Raw genomic sequence first — 18,889 nt, 5'->3', positions numbered from 1 at the left:
AACATTCACAATCCAGCCCTGATCTCCAGCTCGGAGGCCGGAAACCGTTACCCGGCGTGGCAACCCCTGCCGGCCCGTGCCGCAGCAGTCACAGCGGCTGCCCTTGCGCGGCATGCGGGGCCTCGCCGGCGCCGAGGGCCGGAAGGGCCGCGGTGGGGGTATGGGTGGCGACGATCAGCACTTCGGCGGTGTCCTCGCCGGTATTGCTGACGATGTGGGGCAGATCTGCCGGGAAGTGGACCGTGTCGCCGGCGGTCAGGGCGGTGAGTTTCTCGGTGTCGATGGTGAGGTCCACGGTGCCGGTCAGGACGCAGAGGAGTTCTTCTCCTGCGTGCCGGGCTTCGGGTATCGACGCGCCGCGTTCCAGGGTGAGCAGCAAGGCATCGAGGCCGGGGTAGCGACCGCTCAAGGTGGATGCCTGCCCGCCGGCGATCTCCCGGGTTGTCCGGTCCTTGCTGCGGGTGAGGTGATAGCGGCTGGTCTCTTCGCCGTCGACGAGCTCGCTCAATGTGACACCGAAGGCGCGAGCCAGTTCGATGAGAGTGCCGATGGAGGGCTGCCGTGCGGCCGACTCGATCCTGGACAGCTGGGTGGTGGACAGCTCGACACGGGCGGCGAGGGCAGCCAGGGTCCATCCTCGCTCGGCGCGCAGCTTGGCGATGCGCCGCCCGATCCAGCCGGTGTCGATCTCGCTCTCTGACATGCGGCCAAATTACCGCAGAAACCGACACTCGTAGCCACAGAGGCAAGAGCGATTGCCAATGAGGCCGCCCGAGAGGCTGGCGCATATCCGATGCGGGGACCTGGCAGAGCATCCATTTCGCCGGACCTCCGCGATACCGACTCACCGGTATGGTTATCCGGTTCTACGGTGAGGAGTTTGCAGGATGAGTACTCGCGGGGCACGGTCGCGAATCGGGCCGGGGCCCACCGGGTTGCGCCGTGTCGCGGCGGCATCCATGGCCGGCACCGTTGTCGAGTGGTACGAGTTCTTCCTGTACGGGACCGCGGCGACCCTGGTCTTCAGCAAGGTGTTCTTCGCCGAGGGAACCGGCGAGATGGATGCCATCCTGGTTGCTTTCGCCACCTACTCGGTGGGTTTCGTGGCCCGGCCGCTGGGCGGAATCGTGTTCGGGCACTTCGGAGATCGCTACGGTCGCAAAGGGCTGCTGCAACTGAGCCTGATCCTGGTGGGTACCGCCACCTTCCTCATGGGTTGTCTGCCGACCTTCGGGCAGGCGGGCTATTGGGCGCTGGCGTTGCTGGTGACATTGCGGTTCATCCAGGGTTTCGCGGTCGGCGGGGAATGGGGCGGGGCGGTCCTGCTGGTCGCCGAGCACAGTCCGAGCCGCAGCCGCGGATTCTGGGCGTCGTGGCCGCAGACGGGGATGCCCGCGGGTAATGCGCTGGCCACGGTGGTGTTGCTGATACTGACCGCGGCCCTTCCGGAATCGGCGTTCCTGAGTTGGGGATGGCGGGTGGCCTTCTGGCTGTCGGCCGTGGTCGTGCTGCTCGGCTACTACGTGCGCACCACGGTCACCGATGCGCCGATCTTCGCTGCCGCGCAAGCGATTACGATGCCGTCGCAGCGTGCGAGGTCAAGCGTGATCGAGGTGCTGACCCGCTATCCCCGTGAGGTGTTCACCGCGATGGGGCTGCGTTTCGGTGAAAGCATCCTCTACTACATGGTGGTCACCTTCAGCGTCACGTATCTGAAGGTCCATGTCGGAGCGTGCACCGCGATGATCCTGTGGTGGCTGCTGGTCGCGCACGCTGTGCATTTCGCGGTGATTCCCTTGGTGGGCAGGCTCAGTGACCGTTACGGTCGGCGGCCGCTGTATCTGATCGGCGCGTTCGCCGGCGGCGCGTGGGGGTTCTTCGCGTTCCCCCTGATGGACAGCAAGCAGAGCTGGGCCATCCTGGTGGCCGTTGTCGCCGGCTTGGTGTGCCATGCGTTCATGTATGCCGGACAGTCGGCGCTCATGGCGGAGATGTTCCCGACTCGGCTGCGGTATTCGGCTGTGTCCCTGTGCTATCAGGTGACGCCGGTGGTGGCCGGGTCGCTGGCGCCGATCATCGCGGTGCGGCTGCTGGATGTGTACGGATCGTCCGTCCCCATCGCGGTGTACCTGGCGGCGTCGGCCGCTGTCACCGTGGTGGCGCTGCTGTTCTATCGAGAGACCTACGGGGCCGACCTGGCCGATATGGATCGGGCCGATCAGAGGAGATCGAGCGCGACAGCGAGGACGCCGAAGATCGCCAGGGTCGAGGTCACACCGACGTGCATCCCGATCGACACGCGGATGTCCTTGTGGCGCCAGGCGAACCAGAATCCGGGGAACATGAAGATCACCCGCGAAACGAACACCCACGGCGTCCAGAAGTGATACATCGAGAACAGGATTGCGCTGGCCACCGGCGCCCACCCGCCCAGGTGGGCAATGCGGGGCAAGAGAAAACCGCGAAAGTACACCTCCTCGATCAATGGCAGGCAGATGCCGGTCAGCGGTAGGCAGATCAGCATCGCGGTGAGCATGGTCGAGTGCGAGTATCCGTCGAGGAATGCGGTGAAGCTGCCGGCGCCGCCGGTGAACGGGACCCAGCCGAAGAAGTGGCCGAGGAAATAACGGTTCATCGGCTCGGTCACCACGCTCAACGCCATCATCCACACGATCAGCGGGATGACCATCGCCACGAGCTTCCTACGCGGGAGCGGCATATCGATGTAGTGCAGCACGCCGTGCAGGGAGAAGCGGCCGGTGCGCGCATAGCCCAGCCACAGCAATCCCAGCAGGACAGGTATCAGAACCACGCCGAGCGCGATAGCCCAACCGAGCAGGGTCGGGTAATGAATGACCTCGATGAACGGTTCTCCGACGAGCAGGTAGGCGACGACGATCAAAGCGCCGGGCAGCAGGTGCAACAGGATCGACAACGGCAGGGAATGGTGCTCGCTGAGCAGCCGCTGGACTATCGAATTCGCCTGTGTTTCTTCCATTGTGTGCATGACGAAGGAGCTCCTCGGGTTGTTTAGCGAATGGCGCTTCCGCCACCCCGCTGCTGCCAGGTTCCGCATGATCGGCCCCTGACAGCAGCAGTAGTTGTGCGGCCCATCGCTTTACGCGACGTCGAGAGCTGCGGTGATCTTGCGGGTCATCTCGGCCATGGCGGGGTTGGACCGGCCCTGCTGAGCGGTGTCGATGGCGACGAGGACGGTGCTGCGGAAGTTATCGGCCTCGGCGGGAACCTGCTCGCTGAGCAGGCCCATGGACGCTATCAGGGCAGGAAGGACCTGCTCGGCGATCTCGGCGACCGACTTACCGTCGAGGTTCACGGCTTTGCGCTTCTCGGCGAGGACTCGCCCGACCAGCCCGGTCGCCGAGGCCAGGGCGACGGTGCCGGTGGTGGCGATCTTGTGGGGCGAGCCACCAGCAGCGCCGGCGGCGGCCAGCAGCGACACCGCGCCGTAGGCGGCGGTACGCAGGGTGGTCTTGTCCTGATCTGTCAGGGCGCGGGACATAACGATGTACTCCTTGAAATCGTTTGTGGTGGAAGTCAATTGATCGAACCGGTGTCGGTTATCGGTTCGGCACGGCCTGTCGATCCAGCGCTGCTGTCTCGCGCACGGTGTCGGCGACGGCCCGGAAGTCCTTGGCCAGGATCTTGCTGTGGTTGCTGGCGACCTTCGCGCTGACCTGCAGGTTCGAGTTGCGGGCGAGGACCGGTTCGAGGGATGCTCGTACGGCTTCCATTTCCTCTTCGCTGCCACCGAGGTTGCCGCCCGTGGCCAGGACGCAGCGCACCGGGCAGCTCACCCGCTCGAGGGTCGGGGCGAGGGCGGCGCAGAGCTCGTTGAGCTCGATGTTGATCTCCGCGTGCTGGTCGGCGCTCATTCGCGCGGCCAGACCGAGTGGCCGCAGCAGCGGCATCAACGGCCGGGTCTGGCGGAACAGTTTGCGGATGCGTTCCTTGCCTGCTTCGTCGGTCAGCCCGTACGGTTGCGCGCCGTCGACCGACACCACTCCTGCGATGCGGCCGGGATTGCGCTCGGCCCAATGCACCGCGACCAGCGCACCATAGGACCAGCCCACCAGGATGGGCCGCTGCTCGACACCGCGCGCCGCGAGGACGGCATCGACATCACGCAGGCATGCCTCGAAGGAGTAGTCGGCCGAGGTCTTGGACTTGCCACGGGCGCGCTCGTCGAAAGTGATGTGCCGCAAGTCCGGACCGAGGTCGGCGATCACGTGCTTCCAGTCCTTCTGGGTGGCATAGGAGCCGTTGAGGTAGACGACGGGGATGCCCGCACCGCCGGTATCGGTGACGGCCAGCGCCGTATCCTCCACCGGCACCATGCCGGTCCAGATCGAATCGGTCGAGGCAATGTTGTTGTGCGACATGATAATTGCTCCTTGAAATGGTTGGTACGACACGAGAGTGAGCAGTTCGGCGATCTCTGCACTGGGTCGATGAGCGCAGCCACCATCCACCTGCGGACATGTAGAGTGGGATGGCGGGTGCCGAGATTCGATGACAGTGCACGCGTCACCACGATCGAGGCATGCAAGGCCCCGTGGGCAACAGCGTTGCGGCACCCGATGGGGCGCTGGAGAGTTCGCCAGATGAGGCGAGAGGGCCGCGATCGTGATGAACGTTGCGGCGGTGATGTCGATGCTACCGATTCAGCTAATTGCCGAATATGTCAGTAGCACAATACGTTTCGCACATTATGCGTTGATGGTCGAGCCTTTCGAGATGGCCGCCGGACCGATTCGGTGGCGATGTGCGATAAGCATCGGATACCGACCGGCCGTTGTCAACCTCAGAGGCAAGTTGCTTTGCCACTGAGGCAATACGAGCTAGATTGGGCGCATGCCAGAACGTGAGATCGACGCCGGATGGATCGGACGGCGGATCGCCCAGCTGCGTAGCGAACGGGGATGGACCCTGGCCACGCTCGCCGATCGCGTCGACCTGTCCACCACCCAGCTGTCCAGAATCGAATCGTCCGCACGCCAGCCCTCTCTGGGGACGCTCATCGAATTGGCCCGGACCTTCGGGGTCACGCTGAGCGAGCTCGTCGAGGACGAGGCTCCGACCGTCTACCACCTCACACGCCGCACGGACCTCGTGCCCAGACAGATCGCCGGCGGCGAACTGTCGACGCTGTCCGGGCGCTTCCCCGGCATCGAGGCGATGCACCTGGCGCTGCGACGCGGCTCTTCCACACCGGAAGCCCAGCACGCCGGGGAGGAATTCCTCTGCGTACTCGCCGGCAACGTCGACGTCACCCTCAACACCGACACCCTCGACCTCGACCGTGGCGACGCACTCCAGTTCCCCGCACGCCTGCCCCACGTCATCAGCAATACCGGCGACGACACCGCGGAAATCCTGATCATCTCCACGCACCCCGCCAACGATCGAACACCTGCCGGCGGCGAAACACGCAGCCAGAACCGGCACGGCACGGCGGGACCCTCGACCTGACCGGTACACAAGGGTCCCAATCCAATTGCGCCGATCAGCCGGTCACGCGGGCGAGGTCGGGTTGTTCCGGGCCGTGTGGGATGTCGAAGGATTCCTCACCGGTGCGCAGCAGTCGCAGTACGAATCCGGCGACATAGTCCGGGCTCTGCACCACCATGCCCGGACGGGGCGAGGCGCCGAGAGTGAACATGCCGTCACCGAATTCGGTGGCCGTGGTCGAGGGCAGCAACAGTGACACGGCGATACCGTCAGCGGCCAGTTCCTGGGTCAGCACGGCACTGAGCATGTTGACCGCTGATTTGGTCGAGGCGTAGGCGCCCACGCCGACGGCGACGCGGCGGGTGGTGCCGGAGCTGATGTTCACGATGCGTCCGAAACGCTGTGCGCGCATGGTGGGGAGCACGGCTTGGGTCATCGTCAACAGGCTGACTACATTGAGTTGCAGGATTCGGGTGAACTCGGCCGGGTCGACGCGGTCCAAGGGTCCGTCGAAGCCGACGCCGGCGTTGTTGACCAGCCCGTCGACGCGCTGGTGTCGTTCGAGAGTGGCGGCGACCAGGTCGCGCACCTGCGCAGGGTCGGTCACGTCCGTGGGAACGGCGAGTGCACCGTCGAGTTCCTTGCTCAGTGTGGCCAATCGGTCGGCGCGCCGCGCGGCCAGTACGGGATGTGCACCGGCGGAGTGCAATTGGCGTGCGATGGCTGCGCCGATTCCGGAAGAGGCACCGGTAACGATGATCGTCTTACCGGTCAGATCGATGAGATCGCTCATAGGCTCCACATCTACCACTCCCCAACCCGAAGGCTCTATGCCTCTTCGATACCGTTGCGGCAGTTGAACAGTCACGCTGGTTCCCAATGGTCGCTATTTGTCGGCGAGCCGGGCTTTCTTGACTTTGTTGCCGCAGGTGTTCATCGAGCACCAGCGCCGGTTGGTGCCGCGGCTGGTGTCGAGGAAGAGACCGGCGCAGCCGGGGCCTTCACATGCCTTGATCCGGCTGCGGTCGGGGCCTCCGAGGATTTGGATGGCGTCGGTAGCAAGCACTGCGAGTGCGTCCGCTACCGGCGCGTGCTTGCCGAGATGCCAGACGGCGAGCCCGTTCTCGAGGCCGGGGCGCGGCTGTCCTGCCGCCGCGGTCCTGTTCAGGATCGCCGCGTCACCCGGATCGGGGCGTTGGGTGGCGGCAACGGCCAGCCCGGCACGGTAGATCGCCTCTCTCAGTGTCAGCGCATCCAGGAACTCGGTGGGCGAGACGTCACGCACGTCGAGACCTGCGGCATGCAACCAGATTTCGAGCCGGCCGCAGTCGGTGAGCCGCTCCTGAGACGCCGCGCCGGCCCGGTCGCTCACGGTGGCGGTGAAGCGGAACGCGAGCACTTCGTTGTCCAGCCGGAACAGTCGACGGGCCTCCAAGGTCATCCCTTTCGCACGTACCACCATGGACCTAACTGAACCATCTTAACCGGTTCGACACGAACGCCGACTCGGGTCACAATGTGAACCGTCTTAAACGGTTCGCATTGTGGAGGTTGTGGTCATGGGCGAGGTTGCAGTCATCGGTCTGGGCGGGATGGGGCGAGCGATCGCGCGCAATCTGGTGCGGGCAGGCCACGAGACTGTGGTGTGGAACCGGTCATCGGGGCCCGCGGAAGAACTCGCGCAGGCCGGCGCGCTGCGCGTCACATCCGTTGCGGAGGCCCTGCGATGCCCGGTGGTGTTCTCTGTCCTGTCCGACGACACCGCCTTCACCGAAACCTTTCTGGACTCCGGGGTTTTGGAGCAGGCTCGACCGGGAGCGGTTCACGTCAACGTGGCCACGGTGAGCGTCGAGCTGTGCCGCCGGGCCGCACAGGTGCACGCCGAGCACGGGATCGGCTATGTCGCCGCCCCGGTGTTCGGCCGGGTCATTGTCGCCGAGGCCGGTGCGCTCAACATTCTCGCCGCGGGAGAACCAGAGCTCATCGACCGGGTTCAGCCGTTCTTCGACGTGATCGGTTCGCGCACTTGGCGCCTGGGCGAGCGGCCCGAGCAGGCCAACACCGCCAAGGTCCTGGGCAACTACCTCATCGCCTGCGCGATCCAGTCGCTCGGGGAGGCGGTCAGCGTCGCCGAGGCAGCCGGCGCCGACCCGGGTCAGTTCGTCGAGCTACTGGCGTCGACCCTGTTTCCCGGGCCCGTCTACTCCGGATACGGGTCGATGATCGCGCAGCGGAAATACCAGCCGGCCGCATTCACCACAGCTCTCGGCCGCAAGGACCTGCACCTCGCCCTGCAAGCAGCAGCCGCCCAAGAGGTCTCGCTGCCGTTCGGCGACCTACTCAGAGGCGTGTTCGACCAGGCGATCGCCGACGGCCACTCAACGGACGACTGGGCCGCGATCGCCGAGCAGCAGCCACGATGAACGACAGGACCGTCAACAAATGACTGTTTGTCACCTTTGCAGAGGTTGTGCAGAATCGGTGGCATGCCGAACTCGAACCCCATCAGTGCCTGGAAGTCGCTACGCGATGGCAACGATCGTTTCGTCGACGGCCGCCAACAGCACCCGAGCCAGGACGCGGTCAACCGCGCCGAGCTCGTCGCCGGCCAGAATCCGACCGCGATCCTGTTCGGTTGCGGGGACTCGCGGGTGGCCGCGGAGATCATCTTCGATCAGGGTCTCGGCGACATGTTCGTCGTACGCACCGCGGGCCACGTGGTCGACAGTTCCGTATTGGGTTCCATCGAGTACGGCGTGCAGGTGCTCAACGTCCCGCTGATCGTGGTCCTCGGCCACGACAGCTGTGGTGCGGTCAAGGCCACCATCGATGCCCTCGACGGTGGCGTCGTCCCCGGCGGATTCATCCGCAGTCTCATCGAGCGAGTCACCCCCTCGATCCTGCTCGGCCGCCGCGAAGGACTGAGCTCCGTCGACGAACTCGAAGCCCGCCACGTGGTCGAGACCAGCCGCCTGCTCATGGAGCATTCCCAGACCATCGCCCAGGCAGTCGCCTCCGGCAAGCTGGCCATCGCCTGTGCCACTTACCGTCTCGAAGACGGCCGCGCTCAGCTGCGCCGCGTGATCGGCGACATCGGCGAAGTCGCCTGAGCCATCGCCCATTCGCACGACGCCGAAGGTGGCGGTGCGGGGTTCAATCGTGGCTGATGACCACCTTTCCAAAGCCTCCACCCGCGGCGATGTAGTCCAACGCCTCCGGGACCTCATCGAAAGTGAATACGCGATCGATGACGGGACGGAGGCGATGGTGCACGACGGCCCGATTGAGCGCCTCGAAGTGTGCTCGGCTGCCGGTCGCGATCGGCCGCAGCACGGCACCGGCCTTGAACACCAGCGCCGGATCGACCGGCTGGGCGCCCGCCTCACCGGACAGCCAGTAGCCGATCACCGCGATCTCGCCGCCCCGAGCGGTCGCTTGCACCGACTTCCACAAGGGCCCAGCGGTATCGACGACACGGTCGACACCTGAGCCGTCAGTGGCGTCACGCACCGCAGTCTGCCAGTCTGGTGTCCGGCGGTAGTCGATCACCCTGTATGCCCCCAACTCTCGCAATCGCTCCGCCTTCGCGGCGCCCGATGTGGTTGCGATGACGCGAGCACCGGCCCATATCGCAAACTGCAACGCGAACAACGAGACTGCTCCCGAACCCAGCGTCAGCACAGTTTGGCCAGGCCTCAATGGTGCACCCGCGGTTACGGCGTGCCACGCCGTAACCGCGGCCAGTGGGAACGTGGCGGCCTCCTGATAGGACAGATGCTCGGGAATCCGGACCACGCCTTGGGCGTCGAGTAGCGCATACTCCGCGAGCACACCGTCGACCATGGTGCCCAGCTGCGCGGCTACGTCGACTCCGAACGGCCCATCGTGCCATTGCGGAAACACCATCGCGGCCACTCGATCTCCCAGCGCCAACCGGCTCACCTCCGCACCGACAGCCACGATCTCACCGACACCCTCACATCCCGGAACAACACCGGGCGTGATCGGCAACGGATAGTTGTTCGCCAGCACCAGCAAATCACGGTAACCCAGCGAGTTCGCGCGAATCCGCACCAGCACCTGCCCCCGACCAGGCTCGGGGAGCTCACGCTCGTGCATCGTCAATCCACTCAACCCACACCCCGGCACCAGCCGGTAGCAGCGCATCCGAGCCGACTTCTCACCCACGGTCCTGTACCTTTCGACGAACGATCGGACAGGATCGTGCACCACGGCACCAACACTCAGCGATTCCTCGCAGGGAATCGACCAGTCGCCCGGGTTGAAACCCGGAAACCTGTTCCGACACAACCGGTAACTGGCTACCGATCCAACTGCGGGGAATTGGAGCGGTCGCGTCGGCGGTAGCAATGATTGAGGGTCACGAGAACTGAAAAGGCCAGGAATATCGCTGAACCCGATAGGAACAAGCGATTGACAGACTCGATTGCCGTCAGGTAGGTGGACCGGTCGACGATTTGGTTGTCCAGTCGATACGTGTGTGTTGCGTGGTCGTACTGCCGTTGTCCACTGGATGGAGAGGTCGTCACGAAGATCACCACCGCTGCTGCCACGACCGCCAGGATGGTCCCTAACGCGATGCGCGGCACACCGGAAACGAGGGCATCCACGTCGATGCCCATGCGCCGCACCAACGTTCCATCACTGCTTTTCCGAAGTCGTAGTGCAGCGATCACCGCCCACAAGAACAAAGGGAACACGGCAGCGAAGATAGGCGGAAATACAGCACCCACTGGAGCGAGTGCGGGCATATAGGTCAGCGCGAGTAGCACCAGATCGACGAGCAATAGGACCGAGCCGGCAATGCAGACCACCAGGCTCACACGGCGGGCTCCGGTCGACTCGAGAAACCCACTGCCGGACATCGACTCAGGATATCTCCCAGCATCCATTCTCTCTCGATGTTGGGAATCCGGCCGCAAACGATTGTGGCAGTGGTGATCAATCGGCTTGTCGGCCGTGCGCGGGCATCATGGCCGAGGCAATCACCATGATCAGCGCCAGGGCGGCCACCGCGGTGAAGACCACATGCGCTGCCGAGGCGAGGGCCGCTGGTGCCGGGTGCGGGCTGTGCCCGGTGTGGGAGTTCACCACCGCACCGAAGATCGCCACGCCTACGGCGCTGCCGATGTTGCGGGCGAACATGTTCGTGGAGGTCACGACGCCGCGTTCGGCCCATTCGGTACTGATCTGCGCTGCGATGAGGGTGGGAGTTGCGATCATTCCCAGGCCCAGTCCGACGACGAAGCAGCTCGCTGCCAGTTGGGGCAGTGTGGAGCCCTCGTGGACCAGGATCAGCGAGCCCGCGCCGAGAGTGGCCAGTGAGCTGCCGATGAGTGCGGTCTTGCGGAACCCTATGCGCAGGTAGATCTTTCCTGCTTGGGAGGCGGCCACCGGCCAGCCCAGGGTCAGAGTGGCCGCGGTGAGACCGGCGATGAGTGCGCCGCTGCCGAGCACGCCTTGGGCGAAGGTCGCCACGTACGTGGTGAGGCCCAGCAGCACCGCGCCCACCAGCAGCGCCACCGAGCTGCTGGCCACGACGATGCGGCGGGTGAAAATCCACAGCGGCAGAATGGGATTCGCTGCCCGCCGCTCACAGCGGCCGAACGCGAGCAGTCCGACCACTCCCCCGGTGAACAGCGCGATGCTCGTCGGTGACGTCCACGCCCAGGCCTGCCCGCCTTCGAGCAACCCCAGGATGAGGGCGCCGGCGGCGGCGGTGAGCAAACCGGCACCGAGATAGTCGATCTGATGTCGTTGTCGCGGTGCGCTCTCCGTGAACCACCGATAGATCATCCACGCGGCGAGCGCCGACAGCGGGAGGTTGATCAAGAAGATCCACCGCCAGCTGACGTATTCGGAGAAGACGCCGCCCAGCAGCGGTCCCACCACCGAGGAAATCGCGTACACGCTGGCGATATAGCCCTGGACCTTGGCGCGTTCGCGCAGGGTGTAGATGTCACCGGCGATGGTCATCGAGATGGGGCTCACTGCGCCCGCGCCGATGCCCTGGATGGCGCGAAAGGCAATGAGCGCCACCATATTCGTCGCCAGGCCGCACAGCAGTGATCCAGCTGCGAAGGTCGCTATGCCGAACAGGATGATGGGCTTGCGGCCCACCATGTCGGCGAGTTTGCCGTAGATCGGCACGGTGACTGCCTGCGCGAGCAGGTAGATACTGAAAAGCCAAGGGAATTGCGCGAATCCGCCCAGTTGCTTGGTGATGGTCAGGACCGCGGTGGCGATGATGGTCGAATCCAAGGCGACCAGGGAGTTCGCCAGCATGATCGCGGCGAGGATCGGCCCGCGTTCCGAGCGTAGGCCGACCGCGGCCGTTACTTCTGTCGCCATGTCCGGCAACCCCTTTCAGCCCAGAATTCTGCAGAGGAATCCGACGGTGCGCTGCCACGCGAGGTCGGCCTGGTTCTCGTCGTAGTTGCCCGAGTGGTTTTCCTCGTTGGCGAAGGCGTGACCGGCCGGATAGAAGTACAGGTCGACGGCCTGTTCGGTGCGGCCGATCGCGGCGGCGAGCTGGCGGGCATCCTCGGGTGGCACGGCCGTGTCGTAGGCGCCGAAGTGGCCCTGCACCGCTGCCCGTAGACCGGACAGGTCGGGGTATTCACCGACGTAGGCGCCGTAATACGGGACCGCGGCGCTGATCTTTTCGCCGACGGCGGCGGCGAGTGCGACTACGAAGCCGCCGCCCATGCAGTAGCCGACCGCGCCGAGGGTGTCGCCGGTGACGGCGTCGTGGGCCAGGAGGTAGTCGACGGCGCTCGACAGCTGTGTGACGGCGCGTTCGATGGGCAGGTCGCGCATCCATTGCGCGCCCTCGGCCGCATTGTGGGTCACCCTGCCCCCGAACAGGTCCGGCGCCAGCGCGACGAAGCCCGCCGCGGCCAGGCGATCTGCTACGCCGGCGATCTGGTCGGTGAGTCCCCACCATTCCTGGATGACGATGATGCCGGGCCCGTGTCCGTTCTCCGGTATGGCCAGGTAGCCGTAGCCTTCACCGTCGGAGGTCGCGAAGGTGGTGTTCTGCCGAAATGTCGCTGTGCTCATGGGAATCGAATGCCTTTCTCTGGATTGCTGTTCACGCGGCGTCGAATTGGGGATCGCGGTCGCGGGCCCGTTTGAGTTCGAAGAACCCGTCGGTGGATGCCATCGCGAGCACCGCGTCCCACAGCCGGCCCGCGGCCTCACCACGCGGTGCGGGAGAGATGACCGGGCCGAAGAACGCGATCGGCGCACCGCCGGGAGTCGGCACGTGGATGACGGGCGTGCCCACTGCATCGCCGACGGGATTCATGCCCGCGTAATGGCTTGTACGCAAGGCCTCGTCGTAGTCCGTGCTGTCCGCTGCGTCGGCCAGTCCGGCCGGCAGGCCCGCCTGGGCGAGGGCTTCAAGGATCATGTCGCGGCCCAGTCCCGCCTTCTCGTGGTGGATGCGGCTACCCATGGCCAGGTAGAGCGGCCGCAGCACCGCCGAGCCGAACTGTTCCTCGGCCGCGATGCACACCCGCACGCAACCCCATCCGTCGATCTGCCCCTGCCGGTACTTCTCCGGCAGTTCCCGCCCGTCGTTGAGGACCGAGAGGCTCATCACGTGGAAGCAAATCTGGATGGGCCGCACCTGTTCGACCTCGAGCAGCCACTGCGTGGCGATCCACGCCCACGGGCACCGCGGGTCGAACCATAGATCGATCACGGGCGCGGATTGATCTTGAGAAGCGTCGTTCACTGAGGAAATCCTTTGCGCTGCACATCCTTTGACAGATCAAAGTCTTGTCCGCCGCGATCAGTGAGTCCAACACATGTTTGTCAGCGCATCGATCGTGAATCAAGATTGATCTATGGAGCTTCAGCAGATGCGCTACGTCCTCGCGGTGGCCGAAACCAACAGCTTCACCCGCGCGGCCGAACGCTGCCTGGTCGTCCAATCCGCGCTCAGCCACCAGATCGCGCGCCTGGAAAAGGAACTCGGCGCCAAACTCTTCGAACGCACCAGCCGCCGAGTACGACTGACACCGGCCGGCACCGCTTTCCTGCCCGCCGCCCGCCAATGCCTCGACGCCGCCGACCGCGCCGCTGCCGAGGTCGCCGCCGCGGTCGGCCAGATCCGCGGCCGGCTCGCCGTCGGCCTGATTCCGACCGTCGCCGCGGTGAACATCCCCGCTGCGCTGCGCGAATTCCGCTCGCGCTATCCCCAGGTCCGCGTCAGCCTGTGCGCGGGCGCCAGCGAGGACCTCATCGAGAAGGTCCGCGACGGCGCCATCGACGTGGCCTTTCTCGGCCTACCGACGACAGCCCACCCGCAGGGCGTGCACACCCGAGTCCTCGCCCACGACCGCCTGGTCGCCGTGGTTGCCCCCGACCACCCTCTGGCCGCCGAATCCGCCGTCGACCTGACCCGCCTCTCCTCCGAGGTTTTCGTCGACCTCCCCGCCGGAACCGCCGCGCGCCTGCAATCCGATCAAGCCTTCACAGCTGCCGGCCTGACCCGCGACGTGGCCTTCGAAGTAACCACCGCCTACCTGATCTCCCAGCTGGTAGAACAACAACTGGCCATCGCCATGCTCGCCTCCGCCTACGTCCCCCAACTCACCGGCGTCACCACCATCGAAGTCACCGATGCCCCCACCCGCGTCGAATGCGCAGCCTGGAGCCGCGACGGCCGCACCCCCGCCGCCACCGCCTTCCTCGAAATCCTCGGCATCACAACACCATCCGAACCCAACCCCAACCACGAGCCCAACACCGCGTCTGCCTAACCAGCTCGGCGAAATCTCCTGAATGATCACTATTTCTGCACAACACCCACCGAAATTCGCTGGCCGCCGGAACATCACCCCGCTGCCTTTAGCAGACTCAAGTGCGCGGTAATGCCGATGAGCGTTTGGTCGTGTACGCCTGGCTGATCATGGGCCACAACGGTTTTTGAGCTGGTGCTTCTCGGCGTTTGCCTGGATTGGCTGTCGTTGGCGAGAGAGGGTGTCATCGGCTGGCCGGTGGGTTTGACCATTGGTGGCATTGGTGACCTCAAGCTGCGGCCGGTGCCCTTGCGGACCGATTGCGGACCACAGAGGCACCAGCTCGTGACAATGGGAACGCAGCTATCTGGCGTCGGCGTCCGGGTCCGAATCCAACGCCCCCATGGGCGTATCCAACGCCCCAATGGGCATCGCCAGGTCCTCATCGATGGGCATCTCGGGGTCGGGATCGGGGCCGCCGGGCAGGGTGAGATCGCCCTGAATTCGAGGATTGACTTCTGGTTCGTTGGGGTTGGCCATGGTGGTTCCTCCCTTGAAAGGCCGTGGTTGGCTGCGATTGACGATACGGACCGAGGGTGCGTCTCGTGGGCTTGTGGACGGTGATCACGGTGCGGTGCAAGGTGATCAAGCTCCGGCAACTGCTCTTTCCCCTGCTTCCTCATACTGGCCGCCCTCAGTGGAAGGAGGGCGGGTCAAGGATGGCGAAGCCACCGGCATCTCGGGGCCGCCGCCGCGTCCGCTCATGCCGCGTGGCGCGCGGTTCGAACCGGCCAGCCCTGGGCACCGGATGATCTATGGGCAGAGCGCTGCACGGCCGTCGGCAGTGCGCGCTATGACTCATATTGCGCTGACCTGAGCGGCAAGCGTGACGCTGGCGAAGATCAAGCGGCCGTGGCGATGCGGAGTGCGGTGTACTGGCGTGGAAGCCGGAGCAGGCCGGCGCGCTGGCCGGACGCCTGCGTGCAGCCTAGCCACAGGAGGCTGAGTCACGTTGCCGGGAGGGAGGTTTCGTCCGCGCCTCTTGACCTGATCACGCGTCTCGCCGGACCATCGAGGGTAAGCGACGGTCGGCGATGACGAATCGAGAAGCCGATGACCAACACCAGTTTGAACAGCGGCAGCCTGCTGCCTCCCGCCGGGACGAACAAGGGGTCCGCGCTCGCGGCCGGGAACTATCTCCGGGTCGGCGACTATTTCTTCAAGCAGGGTCAGCTGTGCGGCTTCTATGCGGTCTTGCAGGCCAATGGAGATCTGCGGTTCTACTTCGCCCGCCCGGGCGCGACCGGCGGCGCGTACGCCGACATCGACCCGGACCAGCCTTATTACTCCGTGGTCGGCGATGCCGGTTCGACGCATATCGACCCGAGCTGGAAATTCAATCCCGCCCAGACCAACGGCGTGTACTTCGCGATCATCCAGGCCGACGGCAATTTCGTGATCTATCGCGGTACCGGCCCCAGCGACAACCACGGTCCCTGCTGGGCCACCAATACCTGGCAGCACGGGCCCGGCCCCGACTATTGGGCGGTCTTCGCACCCGACGGCAACCTCCAGATCGGCTCGGCCCCAGCGGGCGTCGTCCCCGACAATGGCTTGAACCCCACCGACATCACCTGGCAGTCCGCCCAGAGCTACGCCGCGAACCGGGCCACCGCCGGGAACGCTCTGCAGGCCGGTCAATGGATCACACCGAACACCGTATTACCCTCGAGCAACGGTCAATTCGGGCTGAGTCTGGCCGATTTCGGTGCGCTCACCCTGGTGTGCGGCACACCGCCCGGCAGCAGCATTCAAACCGGTCCGCAACCGTACTGGAGCAACAAGGTCTCCAAACCGGCCTTCGCCTGCTTCGCCATCATGCAGACCGACGGCAATCTGTGCGTCTACAAGGGCACCGATCCGGGCCACAACCAGGGCCTGTACTGGGCCATCGCGACCACGGCCCGCCCGCAGGGCAGCTATGTCGCCACCATCACCGACGACGGCACCCTCGCGGTCTACTCCGGCACCGACCCGAACACCGCCGACGCGCCCCTGTGGAACAACGCCGCACCCGCGAACCCCACCGCCGACGTGCTCACCATCGTCTCCGGCAACAATCAGACCGTGAATGGCGGCGGTTCGGGAATGGACTGGACCTCGGCCGCACCACTGTCGGTCAGATACGGCAAAGGCAACGGCGTTCCCTTCGCGGGCGTTCCCGTCTACTTCGATTCGGGCAACTCGAATGGGGCGGTCATGTTCGACGGCAGCACCGACTACGCGCACGCGTCTTTCGACACCGACAACACCGGGATCGCCACCACACCGAAGGTCTGGGTCTACATCCTCGGCCCCGCCGGCACCGACTTCCAGATCCACGCGGCCATCAACAGCTACTGGGGCGAGCCATCCGTGGACTTCGTCATTCACGGCATCGACGATTAACGGGCGTACGCACCAGCGCGAGAATACGGCGGACCGGACGCAGAGCGGTACCGTGCGCCCGAATAGCGGACCGAGATCGTCAACGGCCGATCCGGGACCTCTGAAAACGGTGATATGCCAGCGGTTTCCGAGGTGCGCCGCGGCGGCACGTACAACATCTACAACATCGCGAACCCGCCGCGAACTGTGAGTTTCTGCCGAAATGCCGATTGTTCGGCGGATTCATCGGCGGTCGCCCTCGCTGCCGGCTCTAGTGAACTCCAGTGCGCGCTCATGCCGATTTCGGTGCGATACGCGCGGCCCCTCAGCCCGCGGCGGAATCGTGGTTGTATTCCGCGACAGACCCGAGCAGGGCCGCGGTGGCCTTGCGATAGAGCGACGACTTGACGTGGCCGAGGGCCGGCCCGCTGGTCGCGGCCAGGCTCTGCGCGTACTCCACAGCGGATTTCAGCAGATCGTGCTCGTCAGCGACCGCGTCGACCAAGCCCGTCATCATCGCTTCCGTCCCGCCGTAGCGGTGCCCCGTGACCAGAGCACGATGGGCCACGGGGAGCGGCAACTGCGACTGTGCCAGCTCCACCATCCCAGGAGCGTAGTTGACACCGAGGGTGACGCCGGGAAAACACACATAGCCACGATCGCCGCGCATCATCCGGTAATCATGTGCGACAGCGAGAAAGGCCCCGGCACCGTAGGCATGACCGTTGATCGCGGCGACAGTCGGTATCGGCAGTGTGAGAATTCTGGCGAACAACCGCAGCAAACCGGCTACATTATCGTTGATCCGCTCCGGGTTTCGCGCAGCCCACTCCACATCGAAGCCAGTGGAGTAGAACTTCCCGTCACCGATCGTGACCAGCCCGCAGGGACCGGAGAGCGCAGCGACCTCATCCAGCAGAGCGTCCATTTCGCCAACCCAATCCGGACGAAACCGGTTCTCGGTATCGCGCTCCCCCCGGTTACCCAACTGGAGGATGAAAACCTGTCCCTCACGCTGCAAGTACGGCATCGCGTCAACATATCCCACCAGCGGGGCGGGCTCTCACCCCATCTGCAGCGAGACGGCAGCCAGGCTGTCGCGTGCCGCGCTACCGCATCTCGGCACTGACCGAAGCGACCGACGGGTTGCCGGAACACCAATGGGCGGTTTCAAGCCACACCATCCGATGGCACCAGGCTGCATGGCGAAGAGACAATCGCAGAAGCTGTGCGCGGCGCGATTATTGCCCAGAACTGGCCTGCCGCAGCATAGGAGTCATGCCTCCAACACCAGGAACAGGAAGGCCAGGAATCTCGGGTCCTCGCGGTTCTGGAAGAACTCGGGGAATCGGTCCACCGCTTCCGGTGCGGGTGCCGGTTCCTCGACGCGGGTGACACGGAAACCGCTGTCGAAGAACGTCTGGAACATAGTCGACAAGGACCGATCCCAGAACGTCAGGTCTGCTTCCTGCCCAGCCATATCGGTCACCTTGCGTTGGCGTGTGGCGAAGTAGTTCGTGGTTTCTCCGGCCTGAACCTGCGTGAACCACATGACCAGCGGGTGCTCCACCGAGAGGATCAGGCGGCCTCCGGGCTTGAGCACGCGGCGCATCTCCGCCAACGGGGAGCGCCAGTCTTCGAGGTAGTGCAGCGCGAGGGAACAGACAACATCGTCGAATGTATTGTCGTCGAACGGTAGAGGGGCAGCCAGATCCCCAACGTGTAGCTCTGCGGCGTCCCCAACTCTGTTGGTGGCGATGTCGATCAGGGCCTGACTGCCGTCGATTCCGACCGCGGTCGCTCCGCCTGCGATGAGGTCGACGAGGGTGGGTCCTGAGCCGCACCCGGCGTCCAGTACATGCTTACCTGCCACATCGCCGAGCAGATTCCGGATCGCGGGCCGGTTGTAGTACTCGTTGAGCAGGCTCGTCGCGTTCTCTTCGGCGTAGGCCTTGGCGATCGGATCGTATGCGGCCGCGCCGCCGGAGTCGGTCCGCTGCGTTGGTGTGCCCACGTGCCCGACGCTAACACGGCAGTGGCGGATGCGCCCGATCGCTCCCCTCCACCTGCAGAATCCGAGACCCTTTGCGCGCCAAGCCCATCAGACGCCACTAAATAACATGACCGCCCAACGCGAACATCCTATTTCTGCCGCGAGTCGCGCGTTTCGAAACATCCGGGCAGCCATGTGGAAGATCAACGCGACGAGCGACTTCCGACCG

The 18,889-nt window shown here is 65.0% G+C and carries 19 protein-coding genes and 1 pseudogene; 6 read left to right on the top strand and 14 right to left on the bottom strand.

The window, feature by feature from the left end:
• Positions 1 to 88: 88 nt before the first annotated feature.
• A complete protein-coding gene (locus tag ACH438_RS42825) occupies positions 89 to 703 on the bottom strand; it encodes a helix-turn-helix domain-containing protein (RefSeq protein ID WP_397016373.1) in 615 nt (204 codons plus the stop codon).
• A gap of 184 nt (positions 704 to 887) precedes the next feature.
• On the opposite strand from ACH438_RS42825, the gene ACH438_RS42820 reads away from it, so the two are divergent.
• Complete coding sequence (locus tag ACH438_RS42820; RefSeq protein WP_397016371.1) at positions 888 to 2,387, top strand: MFS transporter; 1,500 nt, start codon at positions 888 to 890, stop codon at positions 2,385 to 2,387.
• Here the strand turns inward: ACH438_RS42820 and ACH438_RS42815 are convergent.
• The 3 genes and pseudogenes from ACH438_RS42815 to ACH438_RS42805 form a co-directional block, all read right to left on the bottom strand.
• A pseudogene (locus tag ACH438_RS42815) lies at positions 2,333 to 2,524 on the bottom strand (type II CAAX prenyl endopeptidase Rce1 family protein); the annotation flags it as partial. The gene ACH438_RS42820 and the pseudogene ACH438_RS42815 overlap by 55 nt on opposite strands.
• A gap of 594 nt (positions 2,525 to 3,118) precedes the next feature.
• Positions 3,119 to 3,520: a hypothetical protein gene (locus ACH438_RS42810; protein WP_397016369.1), complete on the bottom strand. Its 402-nt coding sequence runs from the start codon at positions 3,518 to 3,520 to the stop codon at positions 3,119 to 3,121.
• Positions 3,521 to 3,578: 58 nt separating this feature from the next.
• Complete coding sequence (locus ACH438_RS42805) at positions 3,579 to 4,400, bottom strand: alpha/beta fold hydrolase (RefSeq protein WP_397016367.1); 822 nt, start codon at positions 4,398 to 4,400, stop codon at positions 3,579 to 3,581.
• 472 nt (positions 4,401 to 4,872) lie between these two features.
• On the opposite strand from ACH438_RS42805, the gene ACH438_RS42800 reads away from it, so the two are divergent.
• Positions 4,873 to 5,490 (top strand): helix-turn-helix domain-containing protein, encoded by a 618-nt coding sequence (locus ACH438_RS42800; protein WP_397016365.1) that lies wholly within the window; start codon positions 4,873 to 4,875, stop codon positions 5,488 to 5,490.
• Between the two features lie 34 nt (positions 5,491 to 5,524).
• Here the strand turns inward: ACH438_RS42800 and ACH438_RS42795 are convergent, their stop codons facing one another.
• Positions 5,525 to 6,262, bottom strand: coding sequence for an SDR family oxidoreductase (locus ACH438_RS42795; protein WP_397016363.1), 738 nt, complete (start codon positions 6,260 to 6,262; stop codon positions 5,525 to 5,527).
• Positions 6,263 to 6,355: 93 nt separating this feature from the next.
• Positions 6,356 to 6,931 carry a CGNR zinc finger domain-containing protein gene (locus tag ACH438_RS42790; RefSeq protein WP_397016361.1) on the bottom strand — a complete coding sequence of 192 codons (576 nt, stop codon included), beginning with the start codon at positions 6,929 to 6,931 and terminating at the stop codon, positions 6,356 to 6,358.
• 97 nt (positions 6,932 to 7,028) lie between these two features.
• Here ACH438_RS42790 and ACH438_RS42785 point away from each other — a divergent pair, with 97 nt between their 5' ends.
• Together ACH438_RS42785 and ACH438_RS42780 are read left to right on the top strand one after the other, a co-directional pair.
• A complete protein-coding gene (locus ACH438_RS42785) occupies positions 7,029 to 7,892 on the top strand; it encodes an NAD(P)-dependent oxidoreductase (RefSeq protein WP_397016359.1) in 864 nt (287 codons plus the stop codon).
• A 63-nt stretch (positions 7,893 to 7,955) separates the two neighbouring features.
• Positions 7,956 to 8,579 (top strand): carbonic anhydrase, encoded by a 624-nt coding sequence (locus tag ACH438_RS42780; RefSeq protein WP_397016357.1) that lies wholly within the window; start codon positions 7,956 to 7,958, stop codon positions 8,577 to 8,579.
• Positions 8,580 to 8,622: 43 nt separating this feature from the next.
• Here ACH438_RS42780 and ACH438_RS42775 read toward each other — a convergent pair whose 3' ends face one another.
• The 5 genes from ACH438_RS42775 to ACH438_RS42755 all read right to left on the bottom strand — a co-directional run bounded on the left by ACH438_RS42775 (position 8,623) and on the right by ACH438_RS42755 (position 13,231).
• On the bottom strand, positions 8,623 to 9,588 hold the full coding sequence (locus ACH438_RS42775; protein WP_397016355.1) for an NAD(P)-dependent alcohol dehydrogenase: 966 nt from the start codon (positions 9,586 to 9,588) through the stop codon (positions 8,623 to 8,625).
• A 203-nt stretch (positions 9,589 to 9,791) separates the two neighbouring features.
• Positions 9,792 to 10,313 carry a hypothetical protein gene (locus ACH438_RS42770; RefSeq protein WP_397016353.1) on the bottom strand — a complete coding sequence of 174 codons (522 nt, stop codon included), beginning with the start codon at positions 10,311 to 10,313 and terminating at the stop codon, positions 9,792 to 9,794.
• 118 nt (positions 10,314 to 10,431) lie between these two features.
• Positions 10,432 to 11,841, bottom strand: coding sequence for an MDR family MFS transporter (locus tag ACH438_RS42765; protein ID WP_397016351.1), 1,410 nt, complete (start codon positions 11,839 to 11,841; stop codon positions 10,432 to 10,434).
• Positions 11,842 to 11,856: 15 nt separating this feature from the next.
• The gene (locus ACH438_RS42760; protein ID WP_397016349.1) at positions 11,857 to 12,552 is read right to left on the bottom strand and encodes a dienelactone hydrolase family protein; all 696 of its coding nucleotides are present in this window, start codon (positions 12,550 to 12,552) and stop codon (positions 11,857 to 11,859) included.
• 31 nt (positions 12,553 to 12,583) lie between these two features.
• A complete protein-coding gene (locus tag ACH438_RS42755) occupies positions 12,584 to 13,231 on the bottom strand; it encodes a disulfide bond formation protein DsbA (protein ID WP_397016348.1) in 648 nt (215 codons plus the stop codon).
• A gap of 112 nt (positions 13,232 to 13,343) precedes the next feature.
• Between ACH438_RS42755 and ACH438_RS42750 the strand changes: the two genes are divergently transcribed.
• On the top strand, positions 13,344 to 14,261 hold the full coding sequence (locus ACH438_RS42750) for a LysR family transcriptional regulator (RefSeq protein ID WP_397016346.1): 918 nt from the start codon (positions 13,344 to 13,346) through the stop codon (positions 14,259 to 14,261).
• A 342-nt stretch (positions 14,262 to 14,603) separates the two neighbouring features.
• Here the strand turns inward: ACH438_RS42750 and ACH438_RS42745 are convergent, their stop codons facing one another.
• Entirely contained in the window at positions 14,604 to 14,780 is a 177-nt protein-coding gene (locus ACH438_RS42745; RefSeq protein WP_397016344.1) for a hypothetical protein, read from the bottom strand.
• 573 nt (positions 14,781 to 15,353) lie between these two features.
• Here ACH438_RS42745 and ACH438_RS42740 point away from each other — a divergent pair.
• Positions 15,354 to 16,688 carry a hypothetical protein gene (locus ACH438_RS42740; RefSeq protein ID WP_397016342.1) on the top strand — a complete coding sequence of 445 codons (1,335 nt, stop codon included), beginning with the start codon at positions 15,354 to 15,356 and terminating at the stop codon, positions 16,686 to 16,688.
• 304 nt (positions 16,689 to 16,992) lie between these two features.
• Here ACH438_RS42740 and ACH438_RS42735 read toward each other — a convergent pair whose 3' ends face one another.
• Together ACH438_RS42735 and ACH438_RS42730 are read right to left on the bottom strand one after the other, a co-directional pair.
• Positions 16,993 to 17,697: an enoyl-CoA hydratase-related protein gene (locus tag ACH438_RS42735; protein WP_397016340.1), complete on the bottom strand. Its 705-nt coding sequence runs from the start codon at positions 17,695 to 17,697 to the stop codon at positions 16,993 to 16,995.
• Positions 17,698 to 17,943: 246 nt separating this feature from the next.
• A complete protein-coding gene (locus ACH438_RS42730) occupies positions 17,944 to 18,681 on the bottom strand; it encodes a class I SAM-dependent methyltransferase (RefSeq protein WP_397016338.1) in 738 nt (245 codons plus the stop codon).
• Positions 18,682 to 18,889: the final 208 nt, after the last annotated feature.

The sequence above is a fragment of the Nocardia sp. NPDC020380 genome (genome assembly GCF_044386975.1).
GTDB lineage: Bacteria > Actinomycetota > Actinomycetes > Mycobacteriales > Mycobacteriaceae > Nocardia.
Note: the sequence above shows the minus strand (reverse complement) of the source record. Positions and strands in the feature narration are given on the sequence as shown.

Coding starts and splice junctions, on each gene's coding strand:
- ACH438_RS42825 (WP_397016373.1), bottom strand. CDS start 703: ATGTCAGAGAGCGAGATCGACACCGGCTGGATCGGGCGGCGCATCGCC.
- ACH438_RS42820 (WP_397016371.1), top strand. CDS start 888: ATGAGTACTCGCGGGGCACGGTCGCGAATCGGGCCGGGGCCCACCGGG.
- ACH438_RS42810 (WP_397016369.1), bottom strand. CDS start 3,520: ATGTCCCGCGCCCTGACAGATCAGGACAAGACCACCCTGCGTACCGCC.
- ACH438_RS42805 (WP_397016367.1), bottom strand. CDS start 4,400: ATGTCGCACAACAACATTGCCTCGACCGATTCGATCTGGACCGGCATG.
- ACH438_RS42800 (WP_397016365.1), top strand. CDS start 4,873: ATGCCAGAACGTGAGATCGACGCCGGATGGATCGGACGGCGGATCGCC.
- ACH438_RS42795 (WP_397016363.1), bottom strand. CDS start 6,262: ATGAGCGATCTCATCGATCTGACCGGTAAGACGATCATCGTTACCGGT.
- ACH438_RS42790 (WP_397016361.1), bottom strand. CDS start 6,931: ATGGTGGTACGTGCGAAAGGGATGACCTTGGAGGCCCGTCGACTGTTC.
- ACH438_RS42785 (WP_397016359.1), top strand. CDS start 7,029: ATGGGCGAGGTTGCAGTCATCGGTCTGGGCGGGATGGGGCGAGCGATC.
- ACH438_RS42780 (WP_397016357.1), top strand. CDS start 7,956: ATGCCGAACTCGAACCCCATCAGTGCCTGGAAGTCGCTACGCGATGGC.
- ACH438_RS42775 (WP_397016355.1), bottom strand. CDS start 9,588: ATGCACGAGCGTGAGCTCCCCGAGCCTGGTCGGGGGCAGGTGCTGGTG.
- ACH438_RS42765 (WP_397016351.1), bottom strand. CDS start 11,841: ATGGCGACAGAAGTAACGGCCGCGGTCGGCCTACGCTCGGAACGCGGG.
- ACH438_RS42760 (WP_397016349.1), bottom strand. CDS start 12,552: ATGAGCACAGCGACATTTCGGCAGAACACCACCTTCGCGACCTCCGAC.
- ACH438_RS42750 (WP_397016346.1), top strand. CDS start 13,344: ATGGAGCTTCAGCAGATGCGCTACGTCCTCGCGGTGGCCGAAACCAAC.
- ACH438_RS42745 (WP_397016344.1), bottom strand. CDS start 14,780: ATGGCCAACCCCAACGAACCAGAAGTCAATCCTCGAATTCAGGGCGAT.
- ACH438_RS42740 (WP_397016342.1), top strand. CDS start 15,354: ATGACCAACACCAGTTTGAACAGCGGCAGCCTGCTGCCTCCCGCCGGG.
- ACH438_RS42735 (WP_397016340.1), bottom strand. CDS start 17,697: ATGCCGTACTTGCAGCGTGAGGGACAGGTTTTCATCCTCCAGTTGGGT.